Origin of the sequence: Sphingobacterium sp. UBA6645, from assembly GCF_002455685.1 — a bacterium.
Taxonomy (GTDB): domain Bacteria; phylum Bacteroidota; class Bacteroidia; order Sphingobacteriales; family Sphingobacteriaceae; genus Sphingobacterium; species Sphingobacterium hotanense.
Genome location: NZ_DKLH01000097.1, coordinates 15718 through 32441, shown reverse-complemented (window position 1 = coordinate 32441; position 16724 = coordinate 15718). Strand labels below are relative to the sequence as shown.

Annotated in this window: 10 protein-coding genes; 3 read left to right on the top strand and 7 right to left on the bottom strand. The window is 41.5% G+C overall.

Annotated features, from left to right (window positions below):
• Nucleotides 1-30: 30 nt before the first annotated feature.
• Complete coding sequence (locus B2400_RS17410; RefSeq protein ID WP_293935360.1) at nt 31-2859, bottom strand: outer membrane beta-barrel protein; 2829 nt, start codon at nt 2857-2859, stop codon at nt 31-33.
• A gap of 13 nt (nt 2860-2872) precedes the next feature.
• Entirely contained in the window at nt 2873-3619 is a 747-nt protein-coding gene (locus B2400_RS17405; protein WP_293935357.1) for a hypothetical protein, read from the bottom strand.
• Between the two features lie 311 nt (nt 3620-3930).
• Here B2400_RS17405 and B2400_RS17400 point away from each other — a divergent pair, with 311 nt between their 5' ends.
• Nucleotides 3931-4542: a ribonuclease HII gene (locus B2400_RS17400; RefSeq protein WP_293935354.1), complete on the top strand. Its 612-nt coding sequence runs from the start codon at nt 3931-3933 to the stop codon at nt 4540-4542.
• Nucleotides 4543-4571: 29 nt separating this feature from the next.
• Here the strand turns inward: B2400_RS17400 and B2400_RS17395 are convergent, their stop codons facing one another.
• From B2400_RS17395 to rsgA, 5 genes are all read right to left on the bottom strand, one after another.
• Complete coding sequence (locus tag B2400_RS17395; protein ID WP_293935352.1) at nt 4572-7055, bottom strand: YfhO family protein; 2484 nt, start codon at nt 7053-7055, stop codon at nt 4572-4574.
• A 270-nt stretch (nt 7056-7325) separates the two neighbouring features.
• The gene (locus B2400_RS17390; protein ID WP_286650851.1) at nt 7326-8012 is read right to left on the bottom strand and encodes a potassium channel family protein; all 687 of its coding nucleotides are present in this window, start codon (nt 8010-8012) and stop codon (nt 7326-7328) included.
• Nucleotides 8013-8014: 2 nt separating this feature from the next.
• Nucleotides 8015-9799, bottom strand: coding sequence for a TrkH family potassium uptake protein (locus B2400_RS17385; RefSeq protein WP_293935349.1), 1785 nt, complete (start codon nt 9797-9799; stop codon nt 8015-8017).
• Nucleotides 9800-9853: 54 nt separating this feature from the next.
• A complete protein-coding gene (locus B2400_RS17380) occupies nt 9854-11650 on the bottom strand; it encodes a hypothetical protein (protein ID WP_293935346.1) in 1797 nt (598 codons plus the stop codon).
• A gap of 66 nt (nt 11651-11716) precedes the next feature.
• Complete coding sequence (gene rsgA / locus B2400_RS17375) at nt 11717-12637, bottom strand: ribosome small subunit-dependent GTPase A (RefSeq protein ID WP_293935343.1); 921 nt, start codon at nt 12635-12637, stop codon at nt 11717-11719.
• A gap of 122 nt (nt 12638-12759) precedes the next feature.
• Between rsgA and polA the strand changes: the two genes are divergently transcribed.
• Both polA and B2400_RS17365 read left to right on the top strand, forming a co-directional pair.
• Nucleotides 12760-15558, top strand: coding sequence for a DNA polymerase I (gene polA, locus B2400_RS17370; protein WP_293935341.1), 2799 nt, complete (start codon nt 12760-12762; stop codon nt 15556-15558).
• A gap of 9 nt (nt 15559-15567) precedes the next feature.
• A complete protein-coding gene (locus B2400_RS17365; RefSeq protein ID WP_293935338.1) occupies nt 15568-16683 on the top strand; it encodes a toxin-antitoxin system YwqK family antitoxin in 1116 nt (371 codons plus the stop codon).
• The last annotated feature ends 41 nt before the right edge of the window (nt 16684-16724 follow it).

The window sequence follows — 16724 nt, the reverse complement described above, 5'->3', positions numbered from 1 at the left end:
GCCGCCTGTTTTTACAGATAATCGATATGTTTACATTCTAGGTCTGCGCATACCGCCGTGGCCCATATTGTCTTCGACGGGGGCAATACCTGAGAATTTCTGTAGCTTAAATGTGAAGGTCAGCATAAAGTAGCGACCTAAGCGGTTCGTTTGTCTATCCAATAACATGCTCTCTTGAACAGTTCTTGATAGGTTTGTTTGCTCATTTAATAAGTCAAATGCTTGCAGGCGAACCGTACCGCGTTGCCCTTTCAATAACTTCTGCTCGATATACGTATTGATGATGAAAGGATTTGCACTTGTTAGTGGACCATAGCCCGAATTGAAAGACTTCGATAAGTCTGCTCCGAAAATCGTAGTCGGCGTAAGATTCACCGATCCGATAAGTGTAGGCGTCCATGTTGATACATTATTGTTATTAGTACCCATGCTGTTTCTAGTATGGTTGAAGGCATAACGAACTCCTGGGTTGATCTCTAGATTTTCAGAAGGATTATAACGGAACATCAAACCTTGATTGAATACCCAGTTATTGGCGATATTCTTTGTTCCAGAGGTTTCTTCTAGATCTTGAGAGATATAAGAGATGTTCTTATTATACGAAACGCCCCCCATCAACATGATGTTATAGGTCTTTTCTTTCAAGGATTTTCCATAGTGGTAGAATGAACTCAGGTTGTAAACAGGATCCGATTCATTCAAATACTGCGTCTGTGAAACCATACCTACATTCTCAACACGTTGTCTTTTCACATAGGAGACGATACGATCCGTGGTCAAGTTACCATTTATCATCGCAAAGAAGGTATTCCCTTTTTGGAAGTCGCCTGAACGGTATCTCATCATGACACGGTGTCTGAACTCCGGATTCAAGTTCGGGTTACCATAGGTAATATTCGTTGAGCTATTTCCGACGGCATAGGGTAGAATCTGGTTTAAAGTAGGCTCATTTGATTGACCCGAATAATTGATGCTGATATTTTTCTGACGGGAGAACTTATATTCGAATCGCGCAATCGGCATCCAATTCAAGTTGGTTCGATCGATTACAGCACTAGCATCATCGCTGGAAGCATCGCCCAACATTTTGGAAGGCTGTACTGCAGCACCTAAGGAATATTTGATCTTATCATTCTCGTAGGCATAGCTTGCGCCAAAACGGTGTGTTGTAAAGGAGTAATCCTGATCGTAGTGATAGTTCAACATGCGCTCTGCCGTGTTTGGCAATACATTGTCAGCCGCATCAAAAGCATCTTGATATTGTTTATTATCGTAATTGTTCTTGTTAAAATCGTAAGAAAGCTCGATTTTACCATGCTCCGAAACGGGCTCTAGATAAGATAGACTAGCCCCAGCATTCCAGCTTTTGTTTTTCAATTCCTGAACCGTGCGCTCATAGATCTCGCCAAGTGTCGAGCCCTGTTCATTCGGATCATTGATCAAACGCTCAAGTATACCTTGATAGTCTTTGGTAGTCGACGCATTATCGTAGTTAAAGTTCATGAACAAGTTGCGCCCTTTATCGCTTAATTTACGATTGTACAATCCACTGATACCAAAGCGCGGTGCATCGCTGAGCGAGCCTTCAGTGCGCGTATCAGAGTTGTCCAGAACACCATTTTCGTCGAAAAATTTACCGAAGGAAGAAGAGTTGGCATCTGTGCCATTGAACCCGAATTGTGGCGTAACCTTCACATAATCATTATCTGAGATATTCCATTCCAAGTTACCTTCGAAACGATGGCTCGAAAAAATGTTGTTCGCCGTAGAATCAGAATATTGATCCTGCGTTCCATTTTCTACAAAATATTGCGTCAAGCTATTTGTCAAAAGGTCGTTATCATCGCGACCGTATGAGTAGCTACCATATACTTTCAGCTTATCCGAGAAGTCGTGACGAATGTTGACCCCGATAGAACCTGCATTGGTAAGTCCCGAAGTACCACCAAACATACCGCCCCCGCGGCCACCACCACCGCCCATACGACGACGTGCACCGCCGCCCATGGTGTTGAAATCAAATAATGGGGCATTGATATTATTTAAGTTCCCTAAGACAGAAACCTGAGATTTGTCAGTCATGCCCATCCACATACCGGTAGCCTGATAACGATCTTCCGTACCATAACCTGCACGAAGCGTCGTCATGTAACCTTTATTATATTTAGGGTCAATTTGAATATTGATGATCTTCTCCGAATCGCCCGATTTATTACCCGTGATATTTGCCATATCACCATAATCGTCTACCACTTGGATTTTCTCAATAATATTCGCTGGAAGGTTCTGCGTTGCAGTTTTCACATCACCGCCAAAGAAGTCTTTTCCATTGATACGAACTTTCGTCACCTGCTCGCCCTGAGCCGTTACGTTTCCATCTTTATCAACCTCTACTCCTTGTAATTTCTTCAAAGCATCTTCGGCAACAGATCCCTCGCGAAGTTTTAAATCTTTTGTAGAGTACTCTACCGTATCTCCCTTTACTTGCACGGTCAACACACCTTGTACAACAACTTCCTCAATCATGTTAGAATTCACTTTCAACATGAAGGTCGGAACGCGAACCTCAGTCTGTCCTTCCGGGAAGTCCACTTCTTTCTCGGAAGCGTCAAACCCAAGACTGCTTACGCGTATCTTAAATTTTTGTGCTTTAACATTTTCGAAGGTATAAAACCCCGCCTGTGAGGAACTCGTTCCTATTGAATCACCATCCGCGATCAATCTTACTGAAGCACCGGAAATAGGTCTCGACTCGGTATCGAGCAACATTCCCTGCACGACCCTTTTTGTTTGTGCATAGCCTGTTGGGCCCATAACAAGCAAACAAATAAATAAAAAGGCTCTTACAATTCTATCCATATATTATGTTTTTCTAAATCTCATTCAGTGGGCCGACAATCCAAACCTCCGTTTTTACGGAATAAGGAATTCGAACCGTCGGTGCCGAAGGTGCACCATAGATACCCCGATTCTGTTGGGGTCTATTGCGCAATGCCTTCTGCAATATTGCATATTGATTATTCAGCTGAACTTGAATCGCTACGGTCTGCTTCGGATCTTTTAAGCCAATCGCATCAATAGGTATCTTCGCCTCATAAATCAGTTCATTTTCCGCGGTCAATTTCGCAATCGCCTGCACGCCGTACGTGTTCTGGAAAGACAAAAGACCATCAACGATACGTTGAAATCCTTTGACCCCGTAGCCACGGCTACGTTTGATCAATTCCTCGCGGACATTCATATTCCCAAAATTGTCATCTTGACGCATCGCGCGACGAGATTCACTATCAGGTATCGGAAAAATTAATGCCGCTCCATCTTTCTTCTTCCCGTCCTTATTAATGTTGATAATAAAGCCGTTCCGGACGGCTTCATATTGCAGCATTTCGTTCTTCACTTTGATCGCTGCATAAATAAAATCCGCATCATTGCTGATGGCAAAACTCCAACTAGAGTCCTGGTCCATCGGTGTCAATTTATCCCTCCATTCCGCCAGATCAGCATCTATTGTAACAGGAAATGTAGGCACTAAGCCGTATTCATCCTTTTTCTGCTTCTTTTGCGCAAAAACGCTTGCACATACGAAAACTAACAGGGTACAAATAATCGTTCTTTTCATGAGTCTATTTTGTAAGCTTTTGGACATTAGAATACTCAAAATAGTTTACTCTACCTATATTTCAATGCAAAGAAAATTATAAGAAGTGTAAATAAATGTAAACGAAGATGGATAACAGAGAAGTTACACTTGGGGATAGATATTGAATTTTAGATATAAGATTTAAGACATTAGACCTAAGGCGGACTAAAATAGTTCGTATTTTCTATTTTTTTGTTTCAGACTAGATAGCAGACACGAAACATTAAATTTTAGACCTACTCTAATATCTATTGTCTAAAATCTTATGTCTATTTCCTTATCTTTACCCCATGGAAAATGCTTCATGCTTACTATCGACATTTCAGCGGGATTTCATAGAGGCTGGATGTGATGAGGCTGGACGAGGATGTCTTGCAGGGCCGGTTTTTGCAGCGGCAGTGATCTTTCCGCCGGATTATCACAATGCGGTATTAAACGATTCGAAGAAATTATCTGAAAAAAAGCGCATGGCCTTACGGCCTATTATTGAGCAGGAGGCGCTAGCCTTTGCGGTTGCTTCTGTATCGGCAGCTGAGATTGACAAGATCAATATCCACAAAGCATCCTACTTAGCGATGCATAAAGCGATCGACTTATTAAAGTTGAAACCTCAATACCTGATTATCGATGGGAATAAGTTTATTCCATATCCTGACCTTCCACATAGCTGTATCGTAAAGGGCGATGGAAAATACCTCTCTATTGCTGCTGCTTCTATCTTAGCGAAAACCTACCGCGATGAGTATATGGACAATCTAGCAAGCGATTTCCCGGATTACGACTGGTTGCAGAACAAGGGGTATCCTACGGTGAAGCATCGAGAAGCAGTAATTCGCCTAGGCTTGACTCCACACCATAGAAAAACCTTCAGAGTTTCGGATCCGCAATTGGCCTTATTCTGAAGGTTTTATAAAACTTCTTATGATATTAATTAGCTTGCTTTAACGGCAGGCTTCTTTTTGTTGTGATTATAGCCCATCCATGCCGCAAATCCTAAACCGATCACCAAAATAATCGATGCGATTAAAGAGATGATGTTCGAGATACGCATCGATTCCGGCGCAAATACAAATTCTACTTTATGATTTCCGCCCGGAAGTTTTAATCCACGTAAAACATAATCCGCACGAATGATCGGAGCTTCCTCGCCATCGATATAAGCTTTCCAACCTTTATCATAGAAGATTTCCGAAAATACCGCGAATCCTTCTGTAGGGGTACTGTACTCATACTTCAACGTATCCGGATGGTAAGATACCAAGTTGATTTGCGCATTTGGCGAATTGGCAATTCCTTTGTCGTTAAACTGGTTTTTAAATCCTTCATTCACCACCGCCTCTTTACGAGGGTCGATGTTTCCTAAAGTACTCATTTCCTCATTATTGCTCTTGACGAAAGTTACCTTATCTACGAACCAAGCATTGCCTAATGCAGAGCTACGGCGCTGAATACGATCTGAATTATTAGAAGGGTCTTTTGTGATTACATAACGAACGTTCAACATATCCAAGACATCCTCGTTGAGCGTATTATTAAATTGATTTTCAATCAATTCCTGGAAACGCATCAATTTCGCCGCATGGTATCCACCAATACTTTTATGGAAGTAAGACGCACTCGCGTCCTGGAATGGGCTAGTCGTCAAATCGAATACACGGTATGACAAATCCTTATCCATATGGATCAATTGATCTACTTCACGCTCAGGAATAGGCTTGTCGTAAATGCTCTTGTCAACAAAAGCATCGTTATTTAAATAACGCTTATCTACCGTCCATAAGTCAACCAAGGTAATAACTGCGATTGCCGCAATTAAGATGCTTGCTGAAAGTTTTTTCTTCACGAATGCCCAAACCAAACCAATCGTTAAAGCAACGATTAGGAACGAACGCCAAGCATCTTTCGATGCTAAGTCCGCACGGTCTTTCAATAGGGCATTCGACAATTCGTTTGCAATATTTTGGTCTTGCACCATTTGTTGAAGCTGCGCAACGTATTGCTGATGCTGCGAAGTACGTAAATCTAGGATACTAGGCATCAATGCCACGATTAAACAAACCGCAGCAACAGCCCCACCGGTGTAAAGAATAGTCTTATCTAATTTCGGGATCTCATTTCCGCGAACAATCAGTTCGTTGATTGTCAATACTGCTAGTATCGGAATCAACACTGCCGGAATCACCAAGATAGATTCTACTGCTCTAAACTTATTGTACATCGGGAAATAATCGAAGAATAAGTCGGAGATCAATGGGAAATGTCTACCAAAGGATAGCAATATCGCTAAGACTGTAGCTGTTAATATCCACCATTTTAAGCGGTTTTTAACGATAAACAAACCTAAGATCGCTAGGAATACAATACCTGCACCAAAATACCAAGGTCCTGAGGTAAAGGATTTCTCGCCCCAATAGGTCGGGAAATAGCTTCTTGCCATCTGAACAGCTTCCGCTTGTGGCGCGCCAACTTTCGTCAAGGCTTTAACCACATTTGATTTCTCATCCAATACACCAGATGAGCGACCGCCATAGGCATTCGGGATTAGGAAAGTGATGTTCTCTCCGATTCCCTGACTCCACGCATAAGCGTATTCTTTATCTAATCCGGATCCTGTATTTCCTGAATCGTCGGTTTTCGTTAAGTTCGATTTACCACGGATGGTTTCTTTCGCATACTCGTATGTAGGAAATAATACTGACGCATTAACCAATACCGCCAGCACAACACCGATTAACTGCAATACCGATGCCTGTACAAATTTATTTAATTTCTTATCGCGAATAGCATAGTACAGCTCAAAGCCTACTAACACTAAAATACAAAGGAACAGGTAGTATGTAATTTGCACGTGATTAGCGCGAAGCTCCAATGCCAAGAATAAGGCTAAGAGCGAAGGGCCCCAAAAGCGGCTCCCGCGGTAACATAAAATAACAGACGCTATGATAGGCGCCATATAGGCGATAGCATAGGCCCTACTGAGGTGCCCCGCTTCGACATAAATAATATTATAAGACGAAAAGGCAATGGCTATGGCACCTAAGGCGGCGAGCCAAGGCCGTATCTTCAATACACTAAATAGGAAATATCCCCCCAGTAAAAAGAGCAATAACACATCCGATGGAGGAGGAAAAACCGCACGAATAGCCGGTCCGATATGAGTTGTCAGGTTGTTTGCATGATCATACCATATCTGGTAAGTCGGCATACCGCCGAACATGGAATTCGTCCACAAAGGTGTCTTCCCATCCTTTTCTTTGTAATCGAAGATTTCTTTCTGGCTGCCTCTAGCTTGCATCACATCATGCTGTAACAATGTTTTCCCTTGCCACACCGGTGTAAAGTAGAATACAACCAACAGAAGGAAGATCCCTATGACAGATAGGTGATTCGCGTTTTCCTTAAACCAATTTTTCATTTACTATATAGGATTATTGATATAGCCCCAAAAATATAGAATTGATTTCAATTATTGAGAACTAATTTTGGTATAAGATTGCATTAGGTTTTATACGATAGACAGTGGGCCATGCCCTAGCGGGATTATCCCGCTTTACATTTGTTAAGTAAGCAGGAAGTTTACCAGAAACTCTTGTAGGTAAACTCACGATGTACGTCAAACGTTAAGAATAGATGGGTGATAACAGAGCTAACACCGGTATCTTTTATCTAAGGTCCAATCCCAGGACTACCCCTTCTGTATCAAATTCTTAATATTGGAAAGTTCGCCGAAGAGCACAAGTAAATCGTTTTCGCGCAGTATGGTATCGGATTTTGCTATCCCGGATGCTTCCTTTAGTATTTTTGTCGAACCTTCGGTAGTAGTGCCGGTTTCGACTTGTACAGTCGTCAGCACGATTACTTTATATTTATTGGTTAAATCAGCATCTTTTAGGGTCATGCCGACATATTTTGCGGGAACTTTTGTTTCTACAATGCTGTATTTATCGGAGACCTTGAAGGAGTCGACAATGTCAATATTGTCTAAGCGCATCGCTAAGCGCTCTGCTGCTTCTTCTTCTGGCATGATGTATTCGTCGATATTCATGGCCTCCAGTACCGTTTTCTGCAAGTCGGAAACTACGCGACCGATGATTCGCTTTACTTTGAGTTGCTTCAACAAAGCGACCGTTAGTAAACTGGCACCTTCTTCTTCCCCTATGGCCACAATAACGGCATTGCTGTCACGCAATGGTAGTGAGCTAACGGCTTCTTTATCCGTTGAATCTAAACAGACCGTATGGGTAATCTTATCTTTTGTTTGCTCTACAATACTCAAGTTCTTGTCTGCAGCAATCACTTCATGGCCTAATTCGGTGAGGTGAACAGCCAATGATCTTCCAAAATGTCCAAGTCCCAGTACGATGTATTTCATGATTAAAACAGAATTTTTTCAGTTGGATAAATATAACTCTTGTTCTTTGTATTCTTAATAAAGGCCACGAGTAAAGTTAACATCCCCACGCGTCCAACAAACATGGTCAGCATAAGGATAATCTTACTTGTTGATGATAAGGAAGCTGTAATTCCCAATGATAGACCACAAGTGGTATAGGCTGATATGGTTTCGAACAAAAGCGGTACCATCTGCTGATTTGGATCGGAGAAGTTCAGCAAAACAAAGCTCAGCATGATCGTTAATACCGATAGTAGGATAATTGCGAAGGACTTATTGACCGACTCGGAAGCAATCTTTCTTTTAAAAATTTCGATAGATTCTTTTCCTCTAGCCAGGGCAACGATATTCATCAGTGCAATAGCGACCGTCGTTACTTTCACACCTCCCCCTGTGGATCCTGGGGACACCCCTATCCACATTAATGTAACAATCATAATGAGCGTTGGGATATTGATAAAGTTTAGATCAACGCTATTGAAGCCGGCAGATCTCGCTGAATTCGCCATAAAGAGCGAAGTGACCCAATCTCCATAGACTGTTTTATCATCTATAAGGCTGTGGTTTTTTTCCAATAAAAAATAAGATACTGTTCCAAGCACGATAACGACAAGGTTACAGAGAACGATAAACCGTGAGTTGAAAGAGAAAACTTGAGGTTTATGCCTGTAGTTTCTTTGCAGGATATATTTGCAGATCAGCGCATCTATGCGCGTTTTGATCAGCGTATAGAAGTTGAATATTGTTCCGAAACCAAGGCTTCCGATGATAAACATGGATGATACCGCGAGCTGGAAGTTATAGTTGAAACGATAGTTCTCATTGTTTACTCCTTCCTTGATAATGGTGAAGCCAGAGTTACAAAACCCGGATATCGCATGGAAAGCGGCAAAGAAAACACGTTCTCCGAAGCTTTCGAAGAGTTTTGGATCTAGGGAGAAGAAGATGAGCAGCCCCCCAATAAACTCGAAGAGGAAGGTAATCAGAATAATGGTAATCAACGTCGATATAACCGAATTCAACTTGTTTTCACCCAGTATTTCACCGAACATCAATTGGTTTTTGAAGGAAAAGCCACCCGAGAAAAAGTATCCGAAGAAGCCCGTAAAGGTCATGATCCCCAGTCCACCGACTTGGATCAGTGCCATAATAACGCCCTGTCCAAATAGCGAGAAATTAGTAGAAATATCTGTCACGGTTAGCCCTGTAATACAGACGGCGCTTGTCGCCATAAAGAAAGCGTCGATAAAGCTCAATGGGGCTTCGATTGTTGTTCGCGGCAGCATCAGCAATACGGCGCCTAAAATAATAAGGCCTAAAAAACTGACAACGAATAGAATTGTTGGGTTGAAGTAGAAATTATCGAAGAAGAGGCTACTTCGGGAGAGTTCCGAAAGAAACATGATAGCAATACCCATATAGAGCCATTCGTCTTTAGCGAAGGTGCTTATCAGGCCTCCTGAGTGCCGGGAAATTGTAACGAGCAGAAAATAAGCCGTGATGACAACGCCGGAATAATGGGAAACATTGATCTTACGCGTTACCAATATGGAAGATACGGTTCGAATGGTTTCGAATAGAAACAGACCATAATACATGAATACAACAACCTCTTTAGTGATTTCCGCGATCGCAGGATCGGTTATGTATCCTACGTGAACCACCATAGTAATAGCGCAGATCAAACTCACGTAGAACAAGACTTGATCTACCGCTTTGTTGTGGTACCTAAATACGAATCTAAGAAAACTAAAAACAGAATCCATTCGCTACAAACTTAGGAATAAGCATTGAAATACACGCTCCCTTTTCACGTGAAACTAATTCTCTTTTTTCTGGTCCTTATCTTTTTTCTTGAAGATACCCTTAAAGAAATTTCCTGTTTTCTTAATGACGTTTTTGGATGCATCCACGATATTCTTCGCTCCCTCGGCTGTCCCCATCAATTTAGCTTCTCTTTCTTTGCTAATTCCGGCACACTGTTTTATGCCTTCTAGCAAACTCTGCCAAAGTGTTTTAAAGAAAGTATGCTCAGGTACACGACGGTAGTTTACTTTTCCTATATGATACTTTTCGTTGGCATCCGGATTACTGTCGTTGATCAGAATTTGGTTAACTAAGAATGACGCGATACCTTTTTTCTCGTTATCCGAACCTGGCGCATTGAGCAGGCTAATTTTTAGATGGTCGTAATCGAATCTAAAATCACCCCAGTTACGGTGATCATTTGCCGACATATTGAAGCTAACCTTCCGGATATTGCCCGAAGCGATTTCCACATTTAATAGTGGTTTTAAAATTCTATTGAAAGAAGTGGCTTGCATAGGTCCTAATGTCCCTTTGTAAGTATGTGCACCATCCTTGCTTAGCATATCAAACCCAAATTGTACATTCAGACTACCGGCATTCATGATCTTCGCCGAAAGATTCGCCTTCATTTGCTTTTGTTGCTGTAAATGTAAGCTATCATTGGTCAAGTTGGTGATTGTACCTTTAGCGTTGTTGAACGTAATCACCCCTTCTCTATTAAATTTTGCACTATGTTCACCGTAAAGGACGTCGATATTATCAACAAATACCGTATCAATACGAATGAGCTTTTGCACTTTCATCAGTTGCTGATGGGGCGAGCTTCCGACCTTGGATACGGTCTTCTTCGGATATCGCTTATCGTTATACAGGGATACGGATCCGTTTTTGATCTGCACATGCTTGGCGATGGTCTGCTGATCATCAATGAGCTGCTTAAAATTGAGCTTTTCAAAACGAAGCGTATCAAATTTCAGGACTGCCATGGTCACATTTTGACCCCTTGTTTTGAAGTATGCCGCTTTGCTCATCTTTGGAGAATACTCCACTTTCGTCAAGAGGACATTCTCTTCCTGCGTATTGATCTTTAACCGATCGAACTTCGCTTTGTAGATTCCGTTCGACAAATCGTAGGTAAATCCAGGCACATCAATTTCCACCATTTTGGTATAGAACAAGCGGGTCGAGTCATCAATTGAGGTTTCATCGACTAATACGTCATGAACATTAATACCGATACTATCCAATACGATGTCACTCGACTTTCCTTGTTCGATCTTAGAAAATTTAAACTTGACGTTTTCGATCTTAATATCTCTTACATTGACAGCGCTAAAGACATCTTTAATATTATCGTATAGTGTTTTTGATTTCTGATCGACAATGGTATCATTGTAAGCGTGATACTCCTGTATCATATGAATATCCGGCGACTCAAAGTTAATGGTCTTGATAAAGAGGGTTCTATTTTTTATAACATCCCAAAGGTTAAAGCTTCTAACTTTTAAAGAGGCCAGCTTGATATGGTAACGACTATTGGGGGCGAGTTTATTGGCAACCATCTGCCTATAGACAGCGGAATCGGGGATCAGTTCCGCATTTTTGAGCGTTACATTTCCTAAGGCGACATTCAAATCCAGATCGTCGTACCGTAGTGAATACAAACCATTTGTCGCATTTGTTACAGTTTCCTTGAGTTTAGTTTCAACGATAGGTTTCCAATTTCTGCTATAATACCAAGCCACGCCCAATACTATCAGTATCAGCGCAAGCAACACTCCAATAATCCATTTCCAAACAGGTTTCATATTTCTCTATACGGTTTTTACCATAATATCCTTAAGCAGAAACAACAATATAGTAAAGATGTTTAGTTAATTGCGATTATTTTCGTTGTTATAGATACTGATATAGCTGTCGTAACGCGATGGTTCAATTTCTCCTTCTTCCACGGCCTGCAGCACGGCACATCCAGGTTCGTTTATGTGTCTACAGTTGTGGAACTTACACTGATTCATAAGGGCGCGCATTTCGGGGAAGAAATGCGACAATTCCTGGGGTTCTATATCGACTATTCCGAGTTCTCGTATCCCAGGGGTATCAATCAACTTGCCTCCGAAAGGGAGATCGATCATTTCGGCAAAGGTCGTGGTATGTTTGCCTTTGTCTGACCAGTCTGATATTTCTCCCGTTTTCAAATCTGCATCAGGAACTACAGCATTCACAAAAGTTGATTTTCCTACGCCCGAGTGGCCTGAAACTAAGGTCGTCTTATCTTTTAATAAGGCTCTCACTTCCTCAATATGCTCGCCTTCTAGAGCCGAAACGGCATAACAAGGGTATCCAAGGTCTTCATAGAGTGCCATAAATTCGGCCAGCAGCTCTAATCCTTCCTCGCTAAATAGATCGAGTTTATTAAATATCAGAACAGCCGGGATGCCATAAGCTTCCGCAGTAACCAAGAACCGATCAATAAATCCGGTGGAGGTTGCTGGCGAGGCCAATGTAACAACGAGAATTGCCTGATCGAGGTTTGCACCGATTATTTGTGTCTGTTTGGATAAATTGACAGATTTTCGAATTATATAATTTTTTCGCGGTTCTAATTCGTTGATTACGCCGTTTTGTTGTCCAGGTTCCAATTCAAATTCTACCCAATCGCCCACGGCAACAGGATTGGTACTTTTTATACCATGTGTTCTAAATTTACCTTTAATTCTACATTCATAACGTACATTATCGGGTCCTAGAACCTGATACCAACTGCCTGTAGATTTAGTTACTAAACCGCGCATACAAAATCCCTCTTTCCTGTTAAATCTGTCATTATTCTACGCAAAAATGGAAAAAATTTATTAATCTTTACGTCTATTTGAATTTGTTAACTTTGTTGTTAGAGCATAAATAAAAAACGATTTTGAAGAAATTATTCCTTTTAGATGGAATGGCATTAATATACCGTGCGTATTTTGCGTTGAGCAAAACACCGCGATTAACGTCATATGGATTGAATACAGGCGCTATAATGGGATTTACGAATACCTTATTGGATGTTTTAAAAAACCAAAAGCCCACGCATATCGCTGTTGTTTTTGATACAGCAGCTCCCACCAACCGACATTTAGAATTTGAGAGCTATAAGGCACAGCGGGAGCAGATGCCTGAAGACTTAGCCGCTTCCATCCCCTATATCAATCGACTGATCGAAGGGTTCAACATTCCCATCATCACGATGGATGGATTTGAGGCCGACGACATCATCGGTACCCTTGCAAAAAAAGGAGAGAAAGAGGGCTTCACAGTCTATTGCATGACCCCAGACAAGGATTTCGGACAATTAGTATCGGATAATATCTTCATATACAAACCTGCGCGCATGGGCAACAGTGCGGAGGTCTTAGGTGTGCCGGAGATTTTAGAAAAATGGGAAATAAATAATGTGCATGAGGTTATAGACATTTTAGGCCTTTGGGGGGACGCCGTGGATAATATCCCTGGTATCCCTGGTATTGGTGAAAAAACAGCGAAGAAACTTATCCAGGAATTTGGTTCCATAGAAAATTTAATCCAGAGCACCGACAAACTAAAAGGGAAGCTAAAAGAAAACGTGGAAAATTTTGCCGAGCAGGGCTTAATCTCCAAGAAACTTGCAACGATTTTATTGGATGTGCCAGTTGATTTAGACGAGAAGGCGCTAGAGCTAGTAGATCCGAACCGCGAGGTTTTGGAATCTTTATTTGCCGAATTGGAGTTTAGAACACTAGGCAAGCGTGTATTTGGCGACGATTTCTCGATTGGTGAATCGCCGGTATCCAAATCAGCACAGATGGATTTATTTGCCCCACTTCCGGAGAATGAGCTTTCTTTAGGCCAGGCTACTGTTGAGGAAGTTCCAACCACATTGAATACGATTTCTACCGTTCAGCATCAATATATATTAGTTGATCAGATTGAACAACAAAAAGAACTGGTAGAGAAACTCAATCAAGCCGAGTCTTTTTGTTTTGACACCGAATCTACAGGGTTAGATGCCATGACTGCCGAATTAGTGGGCATGTCCTTTTCTATTAGTCCCTTTGAAGCTTACTATGTCCCTGTTTCAGCCATTCGCGAGGAGGCACAAGTTACAGTTGATCTGTTTAAGCCGGCATTAGAAAACACTTCTGTGCAAAAGATTGGGCAAAATCTGAAGTACGATTTATTAATCTTAGCGCGTTATGGGGTTAAGGTCGCAGGACCATTGTTCGACACGATGCTTGCGCATTATCTGATTGATCCTGATACACGTCATAATATGGATATCCTTGCGGAGACCTATTTGAAATATACACCCGTTTCTATCACGGAACTGATCGGCGCCAAGGGTAAGAACCAAGGAAATATGCGTGATGTGGAGTTGGAGAAAATAAAGGAGTATGCGGGTGAAGACGCGGATATTACCTTACAACTGAAACAAGTTTTTCAGCCTTTATTGACTTCTACGGAGACTTTAAAGCTTGCTGAAGAGGTAGAGTTTCCGTTAGTTTATGTATTGGCAGAGATTGAGAAGAATGGGGTAAAGATTGATGAACAGACGCTAAGACAGTTTTCTGTTGATATTGAAGCGGAGGTTTCGAAGCTGGAGTCGACGATTTATGAAAAAGCAGGTGTAGTGTTTAATATCGCCTCGCCAAAACAGCTGGGGGAAGTTCTTTTCGATAAACTGCAATTAGATCCTAAAGCGAAAAAGACAAAGACAGGTCAATATAAGACCGGCGAGGATGTTTTGTTGGCATTGGCCAATAAATCAGATATCGTTAAAGATATTTTAGATTACAGACAGTTGCAAAAGTTGAAATCGACCTATGTCGATGCACTTCCGAGCTTGGTAAATCCTGCAACAGGATTAATCCACACATCCTATAATCAGGCTGTTGCAGCAACGGGGCGTTTAAGTTCGACGAATCCGAACCTGCAGAATATTCCTATTCGTACGGAGCGAGGCCGCGAGGTGCGCAAGGCATTTATTCCGCGCCAAGCGGGATGGACCTTACTATCTGCCGATTATTCCCAGATCGAATTACGTTTGATTGCCGAGTTAAGCCAGGATGAGAACATGTTGGATGCTTTCCAAAAGGGTTTAGATATTCACCGCGCCACCGCAGCAAGAGTTTATGGCGTGGAACTCGAAGAGGTTACATCAGATATGCGTAGAAATGCGAAGGCTGTGAATTTTGGGATTATCTATGGTCAATCGGCATTTGGTCTTTCTCAAAGTTTAGGAATCCCTCGAAAAGAGGCTGCAGCTATTATCGATCAATATTTTGCGCAGTACACGGGTATTCGCAAGTATATGGGCGATATTATCGATTTTGCGAAGGAGCGTGGTTATGTGGAAACTTTATTGAAACGCAGACGTTACTTACGAGATATCAATTCAGCGAATATGACCGTTCGAGGATTTGCGGAGCGAAATGCGATTAATGCGCCAATACAGGGTTCTGCCGCTGATTTGATCAAGATTGCGATGATCAATATACAGAAGGATATAGAAGCGCAAGGCTTAGAAGGAAAGATGATTATGCAGGTTCATGATGAGCTTGTTTTTGACGTTCCTGAGCATGAGGTTGGACAGTTTAAAGAAATTATTGCAAATAGAATGAAAAATGCAATGAAATTAAACGTTCCTATTGAAATTGAGATTGGTCAAGGAAATAACTGGCTAGAAGCACACTAATTGATATTCATGAAGTATTTGCTTGTTTTATTATTTACAATTCAGGGCTTAATGGTCGCTGCGCAAGAAACAGAGACTAAGCCCGTGTATTTTGAGCGCAGTAATGATAGTCTGATTCGTTTTTACTACGATATGAACTATTATCTTGTTGATAAGAATTGTGAATTTAAGAACATCGAACGTGTTGCGGCATTTGATGCGCGAACAAGTAAATTCGTCGGTAAGTTTGTAGATTACTATCCTAATGGCCATCGTATGTTGGAAGGCTCCTATCAAGATGGTAGCAAAGAGGGCGTGTTTACAGCGTATCATCCCAATATGCAGATTAAGTGGCGTGCGACCTTTGTTAATAATACGCCTCAAGGGAATTGGGAGTATTACTATCCTGATGGCAAGCCTTTGATGACTGTTAATTATAGTAGCGCCGGCTCAAAAATGGTTCATTACTATGACCAGCGGGGTGTGCAGCGTGTGAAAGACGGTGATGGAAATTATAACTTTCGTGTCCCCTATCCTGGATACAACCCCTACGGTTTCCCGTTCATTCGTTTTAAAGGGAAATTTAAAGCAGGTATTCCGAATGGATTGTGGAGCGTTTTTTATGAAAACGAGAAGAATAGCGAGTTAGCGGCAGTTGAAGAATATCACAACAATCGACTGGTGCGTGCTGAAGATTATTATACCGGCGAACGTTATGCTGTTCAACGGTTTCCTATTATTCCAATCGTACAATTCACGCGAGCGGAAGCCATCGTTTCCAAGCAATGTAATTATGATGATTTCTCTGGTTTCCTTATTTATCTGATTGATTATTTCAATAACTCATTTGCAAATATTCAATTTTCGGCGTCAGAAGAATTGAATTTTAGCTACGAGGTCGATTTGACGCATGATGGTGTGAAGAAGAAGAGCTTGGTAATCGAGAATCCATTCCTTTCGAATACGGAAATGGCCAAAGCTTTTGAAGAAGTCGTTTCTTCTTTAGCATATTATCCGGCATCTTTTAAGGATGGTGAATATATTGCCGATAAATTAACGATAAATGGTAAAATCGCGATTGCTGAAGATAAAACGCTTGGATTTCATTCGCTGACCATTGATCGAGAGAATGAATTAAAGAAATAGAATTAATCTGATTGAGTTTAGGAGACTTGATTTCCAGATTA